At 34.2% G+C, this 1,477-nt stretch carries 1 protein-coding gene; it reads left to right on the top strand.

Annotated elements, in window-relative coordinates; translation table 11 throughout:
• The first annotated feature begins 43 nt into the window (after positions 1-43).
• Positions 44-1,477 carry an IS4 family transposase gene (locus tag ACRD69_RS25285; protein ID WP_430817918.1) on the top strand — a complete coding sequence of 478 codons (1,434 nt, stop codon included), beginning with the start codon at positions 44-46 and terminating at the stop codon, positions 1,475-1,477.

The following is a 1,477-nucleotide window of genomic DNA, read 5'->3' on the forward strand; positions in this document are numbered from 1 at the left end:
CTTAATATTTCATATGTATAATTATATTTAGTATCTTTAGTGTATGATACACAAGGGATACGATAATTATTTCAAAGGCTTTTTATCTGATTATAGGCTTGAAAAAAGAGCAGAGGAAGTATTAAATAATATGCAAAAAGTAGGAAATGTAATAGTAAATAAGTTTTCTTCTACCTTTAAAGAAAAGAAAGCGGCTTATGAGCTACTTAAAAACCCTTCATTTACAGAAATGGACTTAATAGAATCTATTACCTCAAAATGCAAAGCCAATCAAGGAGCTGGACATTTGCTATGTATACAAGATACAACTGAAATAAACTATACAAAACACATTGGTCGTATAGGAAAAGAAGATATTAACATTGGTCCTGTAACCAAGAATGATAACGGAGGTTATTTTTGTCACCCTATGTTGGTAGTAGATGCCAAACATCACCTACCTCTGGGCTTTTCCTCAATACAGGTATGGAATCGATCATGGGATAAAAAAAACAGACACGAAAGAGAATATCAAAAGCTCAATATTGAAGACAAGGAATCTTTTCGTTGGATAAGGTCTGCCCAACAAACTCAGGAATTGTTATCCCAATCCTCTCAGTTGACCATTATTGGGGACAGAGAAGCTGATATCTATGAGGAACTTACAAGAGTTCCTAATAAACAAACGCATCTATTAATACGATCAAGTATTAACAGAAAGCTATACGGTCAGGATATTAAACTATTTGACTATTTAGAAACACAACCTATTGAACTAGAGTATGAATTACCCATTCAACACAATAAGAAGAGAAAGAATAGGATAGCTAAAATGAGTTTAAAATATGTCAAAGTAAAAATAGCAAAACCTAAAAGTAAAACAGAAAAGCCCAGTAATGATCCCAAGTATGTTGAAATGTGGGCTATTGAAGCAAGAGAGCTTGCAGAAACTGTTCCTGAACATGAAGAACCTATCATCTGGCGTTTACTAACGACTCATCAAATATCTAATGCACAAGATGCTTTACAATGTATTGAATGGTATAGTACAAGATGGATTATCGAAGAACTATTCAGAATACTTAAAAGCAAAGGGATGCAGATTGAGGATTCTCAATTAGAAACAGGCATGGCTTTAAAGAAACAGCTTATCCTTGCTCTACAGGTATCTTTGACAACAATGACGCTTAAAATAGCATACGATAAAAACCATGTGGCCAAAGCCAATATATTATTCTCCCCACCTGAAATCGAATTTATACAAATACTAAACAAAACAATGGAAGGTGATACTAAGAAGCAAAGAAATCCTTTCAAACTGGGAACCATTGCTTATTGTTCCTGGGTACTGGCAAGACTAAGCGGATGGAGCGGATATGCCTCCCAACCCCGACCTGGATATATCTCAATAAAGCAAGGATTGGATATTTTTACAATAAAATACGAAGGTTATTTGCTTGCTATGAGCATATTGAACAATAATAACAGTAAAGAGTAG

The sequence above is a fragment of the Carboxylicivirga agarovorans genome (assembly GCF_050589845.1).
Taxonomy (GTDB): Bacteria; Bacteroidota; Bacteroidia; order Bacteroidales; family Marinilabiliaceae; genus Carboxylicivirga; species Carboxylicivirga agarovorans.

Excerpts from the sequence above, each read along its gene's own strand:
- ACRD69_RS25285 (WP_430817918.1), top strand. The coding sequence starts at position 44 with ATGATACACAAGGGATACGATAATTATTTCAAAGGCTTTTTATCTGAT.